Genomic DNA, 14,144 nt, shown 5'->3' on the forward strand with positions numbered 1-14,144 from the left:
GTATGCCGCGGCGTGGAACGGCCAGGGTGGTGCGGGTCAGATATCGCGAGAGATGCGCAGGATGACGCGGTCGCCGGGCCGACGCTGCACGCGGCGCAACAGCGCCTCGAAGCCGATGATCGCTCGGTACTCCCAGCCGTATTTCCCACGAAGGGCCGCGGTGGCTCCCGGATCGTCGATGGCCGGGCCGGCGATGCGCGCCTGGGCCTCGAGGGTGATGGCATCCGGCTCGACGGCCCCCATGCGCGAGCAGGGGCGGAGAGTCACGCGCCCGTCGTTGCGCACACGTTTGACCTTCCCGGTTGCGCGCTCCGTGGTGACGACCAGGTCGTCGCCGTCTCGTGCGATCCACACCGGCGTGGACACTTCGGCGCCGTTGCGGCGGAACGTGCCGAGCGAGACGAACGGCGACGCGGCGATTTCGCGCCAGAGGGTATCGGGAACGGTCATGGGGCCACCGTACCCCGGCGCGTGCGGAGCCCGGGCGGGTGCGCGGGCGGCCACCGATTCATGTGGAAAGAGCCCGAAAAGTTGCGTGCAACGCCCTTGCGCACTATTCATGTAAATGGAACACTTCGCGCCACCTGACGCGACATGAGCTATGCCACTCTTAACCCGAAGAAGGACTGCATGCCTCGCCAGCACACTGCCACCCATGCCTACGATTCTCAGCAGGGCTGGGTGCGGGTCGCTCGTAAGCGACTGACCGCCGAGCACGTCGCTGAGCTGCGCGCCCAGGGCTTCACCATGGTGCGCTCACGACGGGGCCTGTTCGGCTCGCGGGAACTCCCGTTGAGCTGGTACGCCGAGCGTCGCCCGATCGGGGGCGTCGAGATCTTGCGCCAGCGGCGCAGCTCCTAGATCAGTGCGCCAGTGGCGCACCCTGTCACGCGGCTCGGGGGGTCGAGCCGTCACCGGATCGCTTGGCGATGATTCGCCGGTGTGACTTTCGATTCCGCGAGTGATCGGCTGCCTTGCGGCGCCCTCTCTCGGACTGTGACGATTTCCCCTTGACGCGAGGAACGGCGGAGCTGTGCACGTGCACAGCTCCGCCGTTCCTGCGCCTGCGCTGCGCGTGCTGTCGCCGATCGGTGCGCGGCTACCGGGAACGGGAGGGTGAGCGTGACCGCCGGCACGTCCGAGGGCGGCCAGGGAAGAGGTGTGGTCAGATACGGGTTATAGGCCAAAAAGTGTGTATGGGATGGTCGTTTAGCCGCGTGATTTCGCGGTGAATCGGGGATCGGTATGGTCCGCGACCCTTAGTCGTGGACCTTCCGACGAACTCGACGACTTGTCTGGTATGCGGGTCGCTGCTGGTGAAGAACGGGCGGACGTCGGCAGGGACGCAGCGGTGGCGGTGCCCGTCGTGCGGAGCATCGTCGACCAGGCGCCGTCCCGACGTCGCGCGTCGAGAACAGCTCCGCCGGTTCGTGAACTGGATCGTAGGCAAGAGCACCCAAGCCGAAACAGATGGGACGGCGTCGGGACGATCCTTCCGCCGCCGGTCTGCGTGGTGTTGGGAGCTGGTTCCCGATCTCGGGAAAGTCGAGACGGTCCACCACGCCGTCCTCGTCGACGGTGTCTGGGTAGGAACGTGGTGCCTACTGATCGCTCTCAGCGACACCGGACGCGTCCTGGCCTGGCAGTGGTGCGCCCGCGAATCGACCGCCGCGTGGGCTGCGTTGGTGGAACAGGTTCCCGCGCCCGCCGTCCTCGTCTCCGACGGCGGCTCCGGTCTACCCAGCGCGCTCAGACGATGCTGGCCAGAGACCGCGCATCAACGCTGCATCTTCCACCTGCAAATGAACATCACCCGCCATCTGACGCGACACCCGCGAACTACCGCCGGCAAAGCGTTACGACGCCTGGTGATGGACCTCAGCGCCGTCCGCGACGAAACCGCCGCGATCGAGTGGCAGCTTCGCCTCGAGCAATGGTGGCAGGCCTTCGGTCACCTCACCCGGGAACGCACCATGTTCCGCAACGGACAGTGGGGCTTCACCCACGACCGCCTCCGCAAAGCCTGGCTACTGATGCGCCTGGTCACACGCCGTCAGACCCTGTTCACTCACATCGTCTACGGCACCCCGCGCACGACCTCCGCGTTAGAGAGCCTCAACGCCCAAATCCGCGACCTGCTGCGCCGACACCGCGGAATGAGCGAACAGCACCGCCGCCGCGCAGTCGAATGGTTCCTCACCCTCCGAGAACTTCCCCTCGAGCACGCCCTCGACCTCGCACGCCCCACCGAGACCCCCATCCCCGCAGCGCACGTCGACGAACCCCTCGGGCCCGCCCTCTACGACACCGCCCTCAACCCCGAGGAAGGCCTCTGGACCCGAACCGGATGGGCAGGACGCGGCTAACACGCCCGACCCATACACACTTTTTGGCCGATAACCCCCCGATAACCCCGCGATCCACGAAAAAATCCCCCGATTTACCGGGGGATTCAGGTGGTGCGCGATACTGGGATCGAACCAGTGACCTCTTCCGTGTCAGGGAAGCGCGCTACCGCTGCGCCAATCGCGCCTATACAGGCTGTTCAGTTGTCGTCGAGGTGGCGACGGGATTCGAACCCGTGTAAACGGCTTTGCAGGCCGGTGCCTAGCCGCTCGGCCACGCCACCGTGTGTGGTTCGACCCACGTGTCGTGATCATCTGTCATCAACCTGACGACGATCTTCACACTCGAGCGGATGACGAGACTCGAACTCGCGACCCTAACCTTGGCAAGGTTATGCGCTACCAACTGCGCTACATCCGCATTTCGTTCCCGGGGCTTGCCCCGAGCACTCGTAAGACATTACCCGATCCTGGCGTGTGCGCAAAACCAGGTGCGGCCCGCGCGTGTCCTCCGTCCTGGTCTGAATCGCCCTCGCGGATCGGGTAAGGTAGTCGAGTCCCGTTCGGGACGACGGGCGATTGGCGCAGTTGGTAGCGCGCTTCCTTCACACGGAAGAGGTCATCAGTTCGAGTCTGGTATCGCCCACCACAGAAGCCCCCGGTCCCGCCGGGGGCTTCGTCGTTTCACCTGAGCTCAGCCCTGCGCCCACCCGTACCGGGCGTGGAGGGCGGATGCCACGGCGTCGAACCGGCGCCGGTCCAGCGCCGCGGCCTCTCGCCGCATGCCGGCGTCGTGCACGATGTAGATCTGTTCGATGTCGACCCACGACGGGCGTCGCTGCGGGTCCCACTCCCCCGCGCCCAGCGCCAGGTAGTCGCGGTCGCCGGCGTGCGGCTTGCTGGTCAGGCGCACGGCGTAGGAGCGGGTGGCATCCGCTCGGCCGATGATGAGCACCGGGCGGTCCTTTCCGCGTCCGTCGCGTTCGTCGTAGGGCACCCACGTCCAGACGATCTCACCGCCGTCAGGGGCCCCGTCGCGCGCCGGGGCGTAGGACAGCGTGAGACGCCGCGGCGGGGTGACCTCGACCGTCTCGCTGCCTTGCGCGCCGACCGTCGCCTGCGGGGCCCGTGCGCCCCGTGACGGCGTCGCTGTGCGCTTCGTGGGTGTCGAGGGCCGGATCGCCCGGAGGAAGGCGGAGACGAGGCGCGAGGCGGTTCCCATACGCACACCCTAGACACGACGCCCGGACACCTCGGACACACGACGAACGGGGCGCCACGGACGAATCCGTGACGCCCCGTTGAGCGGGTGCGTGGTGTCAGCCTCGCGTGTCGCTGAGGACGTAGCCCTCTTCGCCGTGCACGACGGTGTCGATACCGGCGACCTCGTCCTCGTTCTTCACGCGGAAGCCCATCGTCTTCTCGATCGCGAAGCCGATGATGTAGGCGAGCACGAAGGAGTAGACCAGCACCGCGAGGGCGGCGATCGCCTGAACGAGCAGCTGCGTGAGCGAGCCGCTGTAGATCAGGCCCGTGCCGTTGGCGAAGATGCCGAGGTACAGGGTTCCGATCAGACCACCGACGAGGTGGATGCCGACCACGTCGAGCGAGTCGTCGAAGCCGAGCTTGAACTTCAGCTCGATCGCCAGGGCGCACACGGCGCCGGCGACGAGGCCGAGCACGATCGCCCAGAACGGCGTCACGGACGCGCAGGCCGGGGTGATGGCGACCAGACCGGCAACGGCACCCGAGGCGGCGCCGACGGACGTGGGCTTGCCGTCCTTGAACTTCTCGACCACGAGCCACGCGAGCAGGGCCGCGGCGGGAGCGGCGATCGTGTTGACGAACGCGAGAGCGGCAGTGCCGTCAGCGGCGAGCTCCGAACCGGCGTTGAAGCCGAACCAGCCGAACCACAGGAGCCCAGCGCCGAGGAGGACGAACGGCGGGTTGTGGGGGACGTGCGCGCCCTTCTGGAAGCCGACACGCTTGCCGAGCACGAGGGCCAGGGCGAGGGCTGCGGCACCGGCGTTAATGTGCACCGCGGTACCACCGGCGAAGTCGATGGCGCCGACGCCGAAGACGCTCTGCAGACCGTGGGTGATCCAGCCGCCGTACGCGAAGGAACCGTCCTCGGCGAGGCCGAAGTTGAAGACCCAGCTGGCAACCGGGAAGTACACGACCGTCGCCCAGATGGTGGCGAAGACCATCCATGCGCCGAACTTGGCGCGGTCAGCGATAGCGCCCGAGACGAGCGCGACCGTGATGATGGCGAACGTTGCCTGGAAGGCGACGAAGGCCAGCGGCGGGTACGCGGCACCCTCGGGGGTCTCGAGCACGCTGGCGAGGCCGAGCTCATTGAAGTCGAGCATCCAGGGAGCCTGGGTGGTGCCCTCCTCCGTGGCCGGGAAGGCGATCGCGTAGCCGTACAGCACCCAGAGGACTCCCATGAGTCCCATGGCGCCGAAGCTCATCATCATCATGCTGATGACGCTCTTGGCCTTGACGAGTCCGCCGTAGAAGAACGCGAGTCCTGGCGTCATGAGCAGCACGAGTGCCGCTGCTATCAGGATGAATGCGGTGTTGCCTTGATCCATCTCGAAGAGAACCTCTCTGCAGGGACGCAGGTGTAGCGTCGGGTCCCCTCAGTGTCGCTAGCCCGGGTTCCATCGGCGTTCGACTGGTGTTTCCAGCGCGTTACAGCCGCGGCGCTTGTGTAAACATCGCGTTTCGCGAGGCCGAAAAGCCGCGCTGAAACCGGTGGATCAGGAGTGCGTCAGAGCAACCAGACGCGAAACGGCGCGCAGGTATTTCTTGCGGTATCCGCCCGCGAGCATTTCGTCTCCGAAGACGGTGTTCAAAGGCACCCCGGTAGCGCGGATGGGGATCTGCGCGTCGTAGGCGCGGTCGACGAAGGCAACGAGTCGCAGGGCCGCGGACTGGTCGTGGAGCACCTGTACGTCGCGGAGACCGATCGTGTCGACTCCGTCGATGAGTCGGATGAACCGCGACGGGTGCACGCGGGCGAGGTGCGCGACAAGGTCGGCAAAGGTGTCATCCGTGACGACACCCTGCGCACCGGCCGCCTGGGTGGCGTCGGCGTACTCGGCATCCGAGAGCACGCGGGCCTCGCCATCGATCGCGCGCTGCCGGAAGTCCGTGCCGTCGATCCGGATCGTGCGGAAGCTGTCGGCCATCGACTGGATCTCTCGTAGGAAGTCCTGCGCGGCGAAGCGCCCCTCCCCCAGCGCGTTCGGCGGCGTGTTCGACGTCGTCGCCAGGCGCGTTCCGGATGCCACGAGCTCGCCGAGGAGTCTCGTCATCACCATCGTGTCGCCCGGGTCGTCGAGCTCGAACTCGTCGATGCAGAGGAGGTCGGAGCCGCGGAACAGCTCGACAGCCTTGGCGTACCCCAGGACGCCGACGAGCGCGGTGTACTCGATGAAGGAGCCGAAGTACTTCCGGCGAGCGGGCATCGCGTGGTAAACCGCCGCAAGGAGGTGCGTCTTTCCCACACCGAATCCGCCGTCGAGGTAGACGCCGGGTTTCACCGGCGGGGTCTTCTCGGCGCGGCGGAAGAATCCCGTCTTCTTCGCGGGAGCGGACGAGCCGGCCGCGAAGGTCTGCAGCAGCTCCTTCGCCTCCTGCTGCGACGGGTAGGCGGCATCCGCCCGATAAGACTCGAACGTCGCACCGTCGAACTGGGGCGGCGGCACGAGGGCGCTCACCATCTCGGGGCCCGAGATGGCCGGCTCGCGATCGATGAGGTGGATGACGCCGGTCGTCGCGGGCGTTGAGGTCATGGCCGTCCTGTGTCGCAGTCTTACGGGAGAGGGGTGCGCGCCCCGCGGGGCGGACCTAGGCTCGAAGGGGCGGTGTCCACCCTACGCCGCCCCATCCCCGTCCCGTCCGAGGAGATCTCCGTGACCGTCGACTTCGACACCACCTCCCCCAAGTTCGCCGACTACTCCGAGCCCGGGCGCCTCGTCACCGGCGAGTGGCTCGAGGAGCGGCTGGGGCAGCCCGGTCTCGTGGTGGTCGAGTCCGACGAAGACGTGCTCCTCTACGAGACGGGGCACATCCCCGGCGCCGTGAAGGTCGACTGGCACACCGAGCTCAACGACCCCGTGGTGCGCGACTACGTCGACGGTGCGGGATTTGCAGAGCTCCTCAGCCGCAAGGGAATCTCGCGCGACGACACCGTCGTCATCTACGGCGACAAGAACAACTGGTGGGCCGCGTACGCGCTGTGGGTGTTCTCGCTTTTCGGCCACGAGGATGTGCGCCTTCTCGATGGGGGCCGCGACAAGTGGATTGCCGAAGAGCGCCCGCTCACCACGGACGCAACCGTGCGCGAGGCCAGCGAGTACCCCGTCGTCGAGCGCGACGACGCGCTCATCCGCGCCTATAAAGACGACGTGCTTGCGCACCTGGGCAACCCGCTCATCGACGTGCGCTCCCCCGAGGAGTACTCCGGCGAGCGGACGACCGCCCCGGCCTACCCCGACGAGGGGGCGCTGCGCGCCGGCCACATCCCGAGCGCCCAGAGCGTCCCGTGGGGCAAGGCCGTCGCGGAAGACGGCGGCTTCAAGACGCGCGAAGAACTGGATGCCATCTACCGCGCCGGTGCGGGACTGAAGGACGGCGACAAGATCGTGGCGTATTGCCGCATCGGCGAGCGGTCCAGCCACACGTGGTTCGTCCTGAAGCACCTGCTCGGGTTCGAGGACGTGCGCAACTACGACGGTTCGTGGACCGAGTGGGGAAGCGCCGTGCGCGTGCCGATCGTGGCGGGCGCCGAGCCCGGCGAGATCCCCGGCCGCTGAGCCCGGGACTCGTGGGCGTGGGAGGATGACGGGGATGTCCGAGCCCACTCTCCCCGCCCGCCTCGCCGAGATCCGCGACGAGTTCCTCGAACTCGACGAGCCCGATCGGTTGCAGCTGTTGCTGGAGTTCTCTCGCGAACTCCCCGAGGTGCCGGCCAAGTACGCCGATCATCCCGAGATGCAGGAGCGCGTCGCCGAGTGCCAGTCGCCGGTGTACATCGTGGTCGATGTCGAGGCCGATGGCCGTGTCGCCATGCACGCGACCGCTCCGGCCGAGGCCCCCACGACCCGCGGGTTCGCCAGCATCCTCGCCCAGGGGCTCACCGGGCTGTCGAGCGCCGAGGTTCTCGCCGTCCCCGACGACTTCCCGCAGAGCATCGGCTTGACCCGCGCGGTGAGTCCGCTGCGCATCGCGGGCATGACGGGCATGCTCATGCGCGCGAAGCGTCAGGTGCGCGTCAAGAGCGGCGCCTGACGCGCGGCATCCGTTCCTACGCGCGGGCGAGACCGTGTGCGCGTACCCAGTCCTCGATGGCGCGCGTCCATCGCACCTCGTCGTAGTTCCACAGTTTCGTGTGGCGCGCGACGGCGAAGGTCTCCATCGTGACCAGGTCGGGGCGTGCGGCCGCCAGGGCGTGCGAGGCGTCGCTCGGGACGAACCCGTCATCGTCGCTGTGCAGCAGAAGAACGGGATGCCGAAGTTCCTCGGCGCGCGCGACGGCGTCGAGCCGGTCGAGCGGGATGCCAGATCCCGTCCGCGTGAGGACGGCGCCCCAGTCCGACTGGAGGATGTGCTCTGCGAACGCCAGCACGGGCGCGGGAAGGTGGAGGAGGCGTCCCTGGTAGCGCAGGACCGTACGCCAATCGGCCACGGGCGACTCCAGCACGAGCCCGGCGATCACGTCGCGGTGGGGCGACGAGAGTTCGGTCTGCAGGGAGATCGCCCCGCCCATCGACCACCCCATCAGAATGACCTGCCGCGCGCCCTGGCGCCGGGCATAGCCGATGGCGGCGTCGACGTCGCGCCACTCGGTGGCCCCGAGCGCGTAGGTGCCGGTGCGGCTCCGGGGGGCTTCGCCGTCGTTGCGGTACGACACGACGAGGTTCGTGATCCCGAGGGCGTGAAAGACCGGGACGGCCCGGAGCGTCTCGGCTCGGGTGGTGCCCCGGCCGTGGACCTGGATCACCCAGACGTCGCTGTCGTCGGCGGCGGGGAACTCCCACGCCGGACAGGGACCGACGGGGGTCCCGATGAGGGCGTTGCGGAACGGCAGCTGGAGCTGCTCCGGAGCGTCGAAATACCAGCCGCTGAACGCGGCGAGCGGGGCGAGCTGCCCGTCGGTCGGCACGTGCGTCAGGAGCTTCCGGGTGACGGTCGTCTCGTCTTCTTTCACGACGGAGCCGAGCCGGAGGTACTCCGTGGTCCCGGTCGTGAACAGGCCGTAACGACCCGGCAGTGCCGTGTCGGGTGTGCGCGGCAGGGTGATCGTCTGCGCCGCCGCGTCGAGCGAGAGCAGCCGCACATCGGGCACGCGGCCCGCGGGAGTGACCACGGTGCGGGCCATGCGCAACGAGACCGCCGCGAGCGCGGTGGCGCTCAGTGCCAGCGCCCCGGTCAGGGCCGAGACCGCCACGCGAAGCACGGCCGCCGTGCGGCGCGAGGCACCGCGCCTCGCGGCGCGCCTGGGAGCGTTCATCGAGGCCTCACTCTAGTCTGTGGCCGTGACCGATCCCCGCTCTCCCGAGGCGGCGACCCCCTTCGGCCGGGCGGCCGACGAGTTGCGCGCGACGACGTTCCGCGATGACTTCGTGGTGCGGGAGATCCCTTCGCCCTCGGGTCTGGCCCCGCACTCCCTCGCGCTGGCGGGCGATGTGCGCCCGCAGGAGCACGCGACCGACTCCCCTTTCGGCACCGGGCGGTTCATTCTTCTGCACGACCCCGACGAGCCCGAGCAGTGGGGCGGCGCGTGGCGCGTGGTGTGCTTCGCGCAGGCGCCCCTCGAACCAGAGATCGGGATCGACCCGCTCCTGGCCGAGGTTGCGTGGTCGTGGCTGATCGACGCTCTCGACTCCCGCGGGGCTGAGCGGCACTCCGAATCCGGGACGGCGACGAAGACGCTGTCCACGGGCTTCGGCGCCCTCGCCGCGCAGGGCGAGGGGTCACAGATCGAACTTCGCGCGTCATGGTCGCCGCGCGGTCCCATCCGCCCCCACCTCGATGCGTGGGCGGAGCTTGTCTGCATGCTCGCCGGTCTCCCTCCGGGATCGGAGGGCGTTGCGGTTCTTGGAGCCCGGAGGCCCCCGCGTGGTTGAGTACACCGTCATCGAGGACGCCGCCGGTCTCGGCGACGCCTCCCGTTCCCTGGCATCCGGAATCGGTCCGGTCGCCGTCGACGTCGAACGGGCGTCGGGTTTCCGCTATTCGCAGCGGGCCTACCTCATTCAGGTCTTCCGGCGCGGTGCCGGGGTGTTCCTGTTCGACCCGTCGACGATCGAGGACTTCACGCCCCTGCAGGAGGCCATCGGAGACGTCGAGTGGGTCTTCCACGCGGCGAGCCAAGACCTCCCGTCGCTGCGCGAGCGGGGTCTCGAACCGCGCGAGATCTTCGACACCGAACTCGGCTCCCGCTTGCTCGGACACGAACGCGTCGGACTCGGCGCCGTCGTCGAGCACACCCTCGGCATCACCCTGGCCAAGGCTCACTCCGCCGCGGACTGGTCGACCCGCCCGCTCCCGGAGTCCTGGCTCGAGTACGCCGCGCTCGACGTGGAACACCTCGTCGATGTGCGTGACGCTCTCGCGGGCGAGCTGGACGAACAGGGAAAGACGGAGTTCGCCCGGCAGGAGTTCCAGGCGGTGCTCGAACGGCTGCCCAAGCCGCCGCGCGACGATCCCTGGCGCCGCCTGAGCGGACTGCACACCGTGCGCGGTCGCCGCTCGCTCGCGGTGGCCCGTTCGCTGTGGCAGGCGCGCGAGGATTACGCACGCGAGCAAGACGTGGCGCCCGGGCGCCTGGTGCCCGACCGCGCTCTCGTGGCCGCCGTGATCGCCGATCCCGCCAGCAAGCAGGCCCTCGCCGCGGTGAAGGACTTCACCGGCCGCGCCAGCCGGACCCAGATCGACCGCTGGTGGAATGCGATCGTCGCCGGTCGCGAGGCGACCGACCTTCCGCCCGACCGCGTCCCCAGCGACACGCTGCCGCCGCCGCGCGCGTGGGTCGACCGCAACCCCGAGGCCGACCGCCGGCTGAAGACGGCGCGGCCGGCGGTCGAGGCGCGCGCCGAAGAGCTCCGGATGCCGACCGAGAATCTCCTCACCCCCGAAACGCTGCGCCGCGTGGCGTGGACGCCCCCGGCGGAGCCGACGCCGGAGGCCATCGCCGATGCGCTGGCCGGGCTCGGAGCGCGCGCGTGGCAGATTGAGCAGACTGCACAGGTGATCGCGGATAGCTTTGTAGCTTCCGTCAACGGTGATCCCGACCCCGACGAAGCGACTTCGTAGGTTCGGACAACCGATTCCCGTCGCCGAGGCGGGTTTCCTAGGCTGGCTGCATTCCAAACAATGGAGGCAGAGTGGCCGAGATGTCGGACGTCTTCTTCGTCGATGGTGTGCGAACCCCGTTCGGGCGCGCCGGCGAGAAGGGCATGTACTGGAACACCCGCGCGGACGACCTCGTCGTCAAGGCGATCATCGGGTTGATGGAGCGCAACGGCGACGTGCCGAAAGACCGGATCGACGACGTGGCGATCGCCGCGACGTCGCAGACCGGTGATCAGGGATTGACCCTCGGCCGGACCGCCGCGATTCTGGCGGGTCTGCCGATGACGGTGCCCGGACTCGCGATCGAGCGCATGTGCGCGGGAGCGATGACGAGCGTCACCACGATGGGCGCCTCGATCGGCGTCGGCATGTACGACCTCGCCCTCGCGGGCGGTGTCGAGCACATGGGCCACCACCCCATCGGCGGCAACGCCGACCCCAACCCTCGGTTCGTCGCCGAGAAGCTCGTCGACCCGGGCGCCCTGAACATGGGGGTGACCGCCGAGCGCATCCACGATCGCTTCCCGCACCTGACGAAGGAGCGTGCCGACCGCTTCGGTATGGCCAGCCAGCACAAGGCCCAGGCCGCGTACGAGGCTGGCCGGTTCCAGCGCGACCTCGTCCCCGTCGCGGTGAAGGATGCCGCGGGGGCCTGGGGCCTGGCCACCGAGGATGAGGGGCGCCGCCCCGAGACGACCCTCGAGGGCCTGGCATCCCTCAAGACGCCGTTCCGTCCGCACGGACGCGTCACCGCCGGAACGTCCTCGCCGCTGACCGACGGTGCGACCATCAGTCTCCTCGCCGGTTCCGACGCGGTGAAGGAGCTGGGGCTTCAGCCCAAGATGCGGATGGTCTCGTTCGCGTTCGCCGGTGTCCAGCCCGAGATCATGGGCATCGGCCCGATTCCCTCGACCGAGAAGGCGCTCAAGAAGGCCGGTCTCACGATCGACGACATCGGCCTGTTCGAGCTGAACGAGGCGTTCGCGATCCAGGTGATCTCGCTCCTCGATCACTTCGGCATCGCTGACGACGACCCGCGCGTGAACCCGTGGGGCGGCGCGATCGCGCTCGGCCACCCGCTCGCGGCATCCGGTGTGCGTCTCATGATCCAGCTCGCCGCGCACTTCGCCGAGCGCCCCGACGTGCGCTATGGCCTCACCGCCATGTGCGTGGGTCTCGGCCAGGGCGGCTCGGTGATCTGGGAGAACCCGTTCTTCGACGGAAAGAAGAAGCGCAAGTGACCGACTACTCGATGATCGATTTCTCGCCCCTCGACGCCCTCACCGGCGACGAGGTCGTCACGCACTCCCCCGTCCGCGACGTGCGCCTGCCCTCGGGCAACGTGCTCGCGCTCGTCACGCTCGACAACGGCCGCGACCACACGCGGCCCAACACCCTCGGGCCGGCGACGCTCGCCGAGCTCGGGCGCACCCTCGAGACGCTGAAGCAGCGCGCGGCGGCGGGTGAGATCCACGCGGTGGCGGTCACCGGCAAGCAGTACATTCTCGCCGCCGGCGCCGACCTGTCCGACGTCGCGAAGCTCCCCTCGAAAGAGGTCGCCCGGCTCATCGCGCAGCGCGGACACCAGGTGCTCGGCTCGCTCTCGGAGCTCGGCGTCCCGACCTTTGCCTTCGTCAACGGCTTGGCTCTCGGCGGCGGTCTCGAGATCGCGTTGAACTCGACGTACCGCACGGTCGACGCCTCGGCCGCGGCGGTCGCGCTGCCCGAGGTGTTCCTGGGCATCATCCCGGGCTGGGGTGGGGCGTACCTGCTGCCGAACCTCATCGGCATCGAGAACGCGCTCGAGGTCGTGGTGTCTAACCCGCTCAAGCAGAACCGCATGCTCAAGCCCCAGCAGGCGTTCGACCTGGGGATCATGGATGCCATCTTCCCCGCGGCCTCCTACCTCGAGGATTCGCTCCGCTGGGCCGACGGCGTCCTCACCGGGCGGGTCAGGGTCGAGCGCAAGAACGAGCCCGGCAAGCTCGAGCGCCTGACCAAGTGGCCCATCACCATCAAGATGGCCCGCGGCATGCTTGAGAGCAAGATCGGCACCGTTCCCCGCTCCCCCTACGTCGCGCTCGACCTGCTCGACAAGGCCAAGAGCGGCACGAAGGCCGAGGGATTCGCCCGCGAGGACGAGGCGCTGGCCGACCTGATCACGGGCGACCAGTTCGCGGCATCCATGTACGCCTTCGATCTCGTGCAGAAGCGCGCGAAGCGGCCCGTCGGCGCGCCCGACAAGGCGCTGGCGAAGAAGGTCACGAAGGTCGGGGTCATCGGTGCGGGCCTCATGGCCTCGCAGTTCGCGCTGCTGTTCGTGCGCAAGCTGCGTGTTCCGGTGGTGATCACCGACCTCGACCAGGGGCGCGTCGACAAGGGAGTGGCCTCCATCCGCGACGAGATCGGGAAGCTCGAGGCCAAGGGCCGCCTCGACGCCGACACCGCGAATCAGCTGCGCGCTCTCGTTCACGGCACGACCGACCGGGGCGAGTTCGCCGACTGCGACTTCGTCATCGAGGCCGTGTTCGAGGAGGTGGGGGTCAAGCAGGAGGTGTTCGCCGCGATCGAGAAGATCGTCGCCGACGACACGATCCTCGCGACCAACACGTCGTCGCTGTCGGTCGCCGAGATCGGTTCGGCGCTGACGCACCCCGAGCGTCTCGTCGGCTTCCACTTCTTCAACCCCGTGGCGGTCATGCCGCTCATCGAGGTCGTGACGACGGATGCCACGAGCGACGCCGCACTCTCGACGGCGTTCGTCGTGGCGAAGGGCCTGGGAAAGAACGCGGTGCTGACCGCGGATGCCCCGGGCTTCGTGGTGAACCGGCTCCTGGCGAAGGTCATGGGCGAAGCCGCGCGCGCGGTGTACGAGGGCACCCCGATCACCGTCGTCGAGAAGGCGTTCGCGCCGCTCGGCCTGCCGATGGGACCGTTCCAGCTCATCGACCTCGTCGGCTGGAAGGTCGCCGCGCACGTGCAGGACACCATGACCCATGCCTTCCCCGAGCGCTTCTTCGCGTCGGAGAACTTCCACGAACTCGCCGCCCTGCCCGAGGTCGTCGAGAAGGACAAGGGCGGTCGTGTGACCGGCTGGACGAAGGCCGCGCAGAAGGTGCTCGTCACCGGGAAGACACCCGTCGCCCCCGAGACGATCCTCGCGCGCGTGCAGGACGGCCTCGCGCAGGAGATCAAGATCATGCTCGACGAGGGCGTGGTCCCCGAGGTGCAGGACATCGACCTGTGCCTGATCCTCGGCGCCGGCTGGCCCTTCATCGACGGAGGGGCGTCACCGTACCTCGATCGAGAGGGAGCGTCGGAGCGCGCCTTCGGCGACACGTTCCACCACCCGCCCATTCGCGGCATCGGGGGCTGATCCCTCACACAGACAAGCGGCGCCGTCCCGTGGGGGCGGCGCCGCTGTCGTCGGGCCGT

Annotated in this window: 13 protein-coding genes and 4 tRNA genes; 9 read left to right on the plus strand and 8 right to left on the minus strand. The window is 68.7% G+C overall.

All coding sequences use genetic code 11. From position 1 onward, the window contains the following. Positions 1 to 36 precede the first annotated feature (36 nt). Positions 37 to 450 (minus strand): PPOX class F420-dependent oxidoreductase, encoded by a 414-nt coding sequence (locus tag ACU6WY_RS06965; RefSeq protein WP_483821719.1) that lies wholly within the window; start codon positions 448 to 450, stop codon positions 37 to 39. Positions 451 to 630: 180 nt separating this feature from the next. Between ACU6WY_RS06965 and ACU6WY_RS06970 the strand changes: the two genes are divergently transcribed. Further along, the gene (locus ACU6WY_RS06970; protein WP_483821720.1) at positions 631 to 861 is read left to right on the plus strand and encodes an alternative tryptophan synthase beta-subunit; all 231 of its coding nucleotides are present in this window, start codon (positions 631 to 633) and stop codon (positions 859 to 861) included. Positions 862 to 1,316: 455 nt separating this feature from the next. Continuing rightward, entirely contained in the window at positions 1,317 to 2,366 is a 1,050-nt protein-coding gene (locus tag ACU6WY_RS06975) for an IS1249 family transposase (protein WP_483821868.1), read from the plus strand. Between the two features lie 91 nt (positions 2,367 to 2,457). On the opposite strand, the gene ACU6WY_RS06980 is transcribed toward ACU6WY_RS06975, so the two are convergent. The 3 genes from ACU6WY_RS06980 to ACU6WY_RS06990 form a co-directional block, all read right to left on the minus strand. Then, positions 2,458 to 2,532, minus strand: a tRNA-Val gene (locus ACU6WY_RS06980). Between the two features lie 26 nt (positions 2,533 to 2,558). Beyond that, a tRNA-Cys gene (locus ACU6WY_RS06985) sits at positions 2,559 to 2,629 on the minus strand. Positions 2,630 to 2,693: 64 nt separating this feature from the next. Then, positions 2,694 to 2,766: transfer RNA gene (locus tag ACU6WY_RS06990), tRNA-Gly, on the minus strand. 152 nt (positions 2,767 to 2,918) lie between these two features. On the opposite strand from ACU6WY_RS06990, the gene ACU6WY_RS06995 reads away from it, so the two are divergent. Beyond that, positions 2,919 to 2,994 (plus strand) — tRNA-Val (locus tag ACU6WY_RS06995). Positions 2,995 to 3,039: 45 nt separating this feature from the next. Here ACU6WY_RS06995 and ACU6WY_RS07000 read toward each other — a convergent pair. The 3 genes from ACU6WY_RS07000 to zapE form a co-directional block, all read right to left on the minus strand. After that, a complete protein-coding gene (locus ACU6WY_RS07000; RefSeq protein ID WP_483821721.1) occupies positions 3,040 to 3,567 on the minus strand; it encodes a type II toxin-antitoxin system PemK/MazF family toxin in 528 nt (175 codons plus the stop codon). Between the two features lie 97 nt (positions 3,568 to 3,664). Further along, positions 3,665 to 4,939, minus strand: a complete 1,275-nt coding sequence (locus tag ACU6WY_RS07005) for an ammonium transporter (protein ID WP_483821722.1) — start codon at positions 4,937 to 4,939, stop codon at positions 3,665 to 3,667. Positions 4,940 to 5,107: 168 nt separating this feature from the next. Continuing rightward, positions 5,108 to 6,145, minus strand: coding sequence for a cell division protein ZapE (zapE, locus tag ACU6WY_RS07010; RefSeq protein ID WP_483821723.1), 1,038 nt, complete (start codon positions 6,143 to 6,145; stop codon positions 5,108 to 5,110). A 120-nt stretch (positions 6,146 to 6,265) separates the two neighbouring features. Between zapE and ACU6WY_RS07015 the strand changes: the two genes are divergently transcribed. Together ACU6WY_RS07015 and ACU6WY_RS07020 are read left to right on the plus strand one after the other, a co-directional pair. Next, positions 6,266 to 7,168, plus strand: coding sequence for a sulfurtransferase (locus ACU6WY_RS07015; protein WP_483821724.1), 903 nt, complete (start codon positions 6,266 to 6,268; stop codon positions 7,166 to 7,168). Positions 7,169 to 7,202: 34 nt separating this feature from the next. Then, positions 7,203 to 7,643 carry a SufE family protein gene (locus ACU6WY_RS07020; RefSeq protein WP_483821725.1) on the plus strand — a complete coding sequence of 147 codons (441 nt, stop codon included), beginning with the start codon at positions 7,203 to 7,205 and terminating at the stop codon, positions 7,641 to 7,643. Between the two features lie 16 nt (positions 7,644 to 7,659). Here the strand turns inward: ACU6WY_RS07020 and ACU6WY_RS07025 are convergent, their stop codons facing one another. Continuing rightward, on the minus strand, positions 7,660 to 8,865 hold the full coding sequence (locus tag ACU6WY_RS07025) for an alpha/beta hydrolase family protein (RefSeq protein ID WP_483821726.1): 1,206 nt from the start codon (positions 8,863 to 8,865) through the stop codon (positions 7,660 to 7,662). 25 nt (positions 8,866 to 8,890) lie between these two features. Between ACU6WY_RS07025 and ACU6WY_RS07030 the strand changes: the two genes are divergently transcribed. From ACU6WY_RS07030 to ACU6WY_RS07045, 4 genes are all read left to right on the plus strand, one after another. Then, positions 8,891 to 9,481: a DUF3000 domain-containing protein gene (locus ACU6WY_RS07030; protein WP_483821727.1), complete on the plus strand. Its 591-nt coding sequence runs from the start codon at positions 8,891 to 8,893 to the stop codon at positions 9,479 to 9,481. Then, a complete protein-coding gene (locus tag ACU6WY_RS07035) occupies positions 9,474 to 10,670 on the plus strand; it encodes a ribonuclease D (protein ID WP_483821728.1) in 1,197 nt (398 codons plus the stop codon). Before ACU6WY_RS07030 ends, ACU6WY_RS07035 begins: the two co-directional genes overlap by 8 nt. 71 nt (positions 10,671 to 10,741) lie before the next feature. Then, complete coding sequence (locus tag ACU6WY_RS07040) at positions 10,742 to 11,950, plus strand: thiolase family protein (RefSeq protein ID WP_483821729.1); 1,209 nt, start codon at positions 10,742 to 10,744, stop codon at positions 11,948 to 11,950. Further along, positions 11,947 to 14,085, plus strand: coding sequence for a 3-hydroxyacyl-CoA dehydrogenase NAD-binding domain-containing protein (locus ACU6WY_RS07045; RefSeq protein WP_483821730.1), 2,139 nt, complete (start codon positions 11,947 to 11,949; stop codon positions 14,083 to 14,085). The genes ACU6WY_RS07040 and ACU6WY_RS07045 overlap by 4 nt, the downstream gene beginning before the upstream one ends. The last annotated feature ends 59 nt before the right edge of the window (positions 14,086 to 14,144 follow it).

This window comes from Microbacterium sp. ZW3a, assembly GCF_057167165.1.

Bases quoted from the DNA above. Each gene is read 5' to 3' on its own strand.
- ACU6WY_RS06965 (WP_483821719.1), bottom strand. From the start codon at position 450: ATGACCGTTCCCGATACCCTCTGGCGCGAAATCGCCGCGTCGCCGTTC.
- ACU6WY_RS06970 (WP_483821720.1), top strand. From the start codon at position 631: ATGCCTCGCCAGCACACTGCCACCCATGCCTACGATTCTCAGCAGGGC.
- ACU6WY_RS07000 (WP_483821721.1), bottom strand. From the start codon at position 3,567: ATGGGAACCGCCTCGCGCCTCGTCTCCGCCTTCCTCCGGGCGATCCGG.
- ACU6WY_RS07005 (WP_483821722.1), bottom strand. From the start codon at position 4,939: ATGGATCAAGGCAACACCGCATTCATCCTGATAGCAGCGGCACTCGTG.
- zapE (WP_483821723.1), bottom strand. From the start codon at position 6,145: ATGACCTCAACGCCCGCGACGACCGGCGTCATCCACCTCATCGATCGC.
- ACU6WY_RS07020 (WP_483821725.1), top strand. From the start codon at position 7,203: ATGTCCGAGCCCACTCTCCCCGCCCGCCTCGCCGAGATCCGCGACGAG.
- ACU6WY_RS07025 (WP_483821726.1), bottom strand. From the start codon at position 8,865: ATGAACGCTCCCAGGCGCGCCGCGAGGCGCGGTGCCTCGCGCCGCACG.